This is a genomic window from Paenibacillus sp. 1-18 (assembly GCF_000520755.1).
Taxonomy (GTDB): domain Bacteria; phylum Bacillota; class Bacilli; order Paenibacillales; family Paenibacillaceae; genus Paenibacillus; species Paenibacillus brasilensis.
The window spans coordinates 1-2,487 of record NZ_ASSB01000227.1; the positions used below are offsets into that span (position 1 = coordinate 1).

Sequence of the window (2,487 nt, forward strand, 5' to 3'; positions counted from 1 at the left end):
AAGCTGGATTCAAACTATCTCAATGTTGTATATGGGCAAAGCAAACAATGGTACTCGGTCATTCTCAATATCATTGGATACACGAACCTGTATTGTACGGTTGGAAGCCGACAGGTGGACACTACTGGAACAGTGATCGTAAGCAAACAACCTTGTGGCAATTTGATCGCCCCTTCCGTAATGAATATCACCCCACGATGAAGCCGATTCCCTTAATTAGTTACCCGATCAAGAATTCCAGTAAGCTAGGCGATATCGTGTTTGATCCATTTGGTGGTTCAGGTTCAACGTTGATTGCTTGTGAGGAAACGGATCGGATTTGTTATACAAGCGAGCTTGACCCTAAATATGTGGATGTGATTGTGAAGCGATATATTGCCCAAGTTGGAAGCGATAGTGATGTATATTTGGTTCGGGATAGTAAGCGATATAGCTATCAAGAAGTAGTTGCTGAGTCGGCAAGGCCAGAGGTATCATGTGCTGACTAAACCGAAAGGGTGATTGAATTGGGTAAGGCAAAAGTGAATATGGTAATTCGATTTCTAAAAGGCATGCAAGCCGAAAAGGGAAATGTGCTGGGAGCTGAGGAGGCTCGGGAGGACAATGAGCTGATTCAGAAGGTAATTGAGGATATCGAGTTGTTTTACGAAGCTGAATTGGAAGGGTAAGCTGATACATATGGGGAATGGTCGATAGTTGGCTGTTCCCTTTTTTTCGTGATGGAGGTGAGTTAATGAGCAAAAACAATGACAAACCAAAAAGGAACAAACCTAAAATACTAACCAAGTATGATCAATTTGTTGTACCCAGGCTCAGGGATATTCCCGTTTGGGTACGTGAAGGAGCAACAGATGAAGAGATTGCTAAACGGCTGAACATTCATATTTGGACATTAGGCGATTATCGCAGGAAGCATCCCAAATTTGCGGAAGCATTGGAACGTCCAACCAAGTGGGAAACCCATGTATATCCTAGATTAGCGGAGATTCAGCAATGGTTCGAAGAAGGCGTGAACGCAGAGGACATTATTAGGAAACTCGATATAGGTAAAACGACTTGGTACGAGTATATTGATAAACATCCGATGCTGGCTGAACTAGTCAAATGGAGCAGATCTGTGCCTATATCCCACGTGGAAAATTCACTTTTGAAAGCTGCTACAGGGTATGAATATGAAGAAATAAAAACGATCATTGAAGAGGACAAAAATGGAAAAAAGAAGACGCGCATCGAAAAGGTAAAACGATATCAGCCACCCAATCCGACAGCGATGATCTTCTACTTGAAGAACCGCGCACCCAACGAGTGGAATGATCGCCGTGAACTGCTGGTCAATACGAAGGCATTGGAACAGGAACGGAAGCAGCTATTTCTGGATATGATCGAAGCGGATGTAGTGGATGCCGATTATGAAGCTATTGAAGAAACGGTAGAGATTGAGGAAGGATATGTGGAGCCTAATGATTTGCAGTCATAACGTTATGTCGTCAGTATTTGTATCGATAAACGCCAGTTTCAGCCCTAAATTAGCCCCAAAATTGCCTAAACTAAGTGCATAAGATAAGTTATGTATGGAGTGGACTTTCCCTCGCATCAACGCTATGATGTGACACACAAGCGAAGGGTGGGGTCGAATATGGGCTATATACAAGGATTTGAAGCATATTTACGGAGCAAGGATCGGAGTAAAAATACGGTTTCCTGCTATATTAGGGATGTATTGCAGTTTATAGTCTGGTATCAAAAGAAAACGGAGCATGGACTGGGTCAGTGGATTGAACTGGATGGCGTAGAATACAAGAAATATCTGCAAAGTACCAATCAAGCGATACTCACCATCAACCGTAAGATCGCCAGTATCAATGTTTTTGCACAGTGGATGCACCAACAAGGCTATATTAAGGAAGAGATACATATCGAAGCGGTCAGAAACAAGGTTGTGCGGCAATACAAAGGGTTAGCGGAAAAGGATTTGTGGAAGCTGCGAAATGAAATTCACCGTATGGGTAATCGGATGCATATCTGTATGATTGAATTGTTGCTGGGAACAGGAATACGGGTTAGCGAATTGGTTGGTATCAAGCTGAAGAATATTGAAATAAGCGAACGCAAAGGATTATTGAAGGTATTTGGCAAAGGGAACTCCTCCCGCATCATTCCATTAAATAAGGATGTGCGAAAAGCCATTACTCGGTATCTTGAAATGAGGCCACAAGTGGAATCAGAATATCTATGTATTGGGCAGCGTGGGCCATTGGAGCGAAATGCGGTTAACCTAATTCTGAACAAATACGGAGATCGGATCAATGTGAAGGTCACACCACATATGCTCAGACATACACTTGGCTATAAGCTGGTGAAAACGACTCCATTGACAACCATCCAGCAAATCCTTGGACATGACCACGTAGCTACCACCAATATCTATACCCTAACAACACAGCAGGATATGCGACAAGCTGAATGGGATGTTCGAGGAAGCGAGTC

4 protein-coding genes are annotated in these 2,487 nt (G+C 43.0%); all 4 read left to right on the top strand.

Annotated features, from left to right (window positions below):
- Positions 1-488 (top strand): DNA-methyltransferase (locus tag L693_RS0114150; RefSeq protein WP_025717818.1); only part of this gene is annotated, 488 nt, incomplete at its 5' end.
- A gap of 18 nt (positions 489-506) precedes the next feature.
- The gene (locus L693_RS30020) at positions 507-668 is read left to right on the top strand and encodes a hypothetical protein (RefSeq protein WP_197029936.1); all 162 of its coding nucleotides are present in this window, start codon (positions 507-509) and stop codon (positions 666-668) included.
- 65 nt (positions 669-733) lie between these two features.
- Positions 734-1,477, top strand: a complete 744-nt coding sequence (locus L693_RS0114160) for a hypothetical protein (protein WP_025717819.1) — start codon at positions 734-736, stop codon at positions 1,475-1,477.
- 159 nt (positions 1,478-1,636) lie between these two features.
- On the top strand, positions 1,637-2,487 hold an 851-nt coding region (locus L693_RS0114165), incomplete at its 3' end, for a tyrosine-type recombinase/integrase (RefSeq protein ID WP_025717820.1).

Coding starts and splice junctions, on each gene's coding strand:
- L693_RS0114160 (WP_025717819.1), top strand. CDS start 734: ATGAGCAAAAACAATGACAAACCAAAAAGGAACAAACCTAAAATACTA.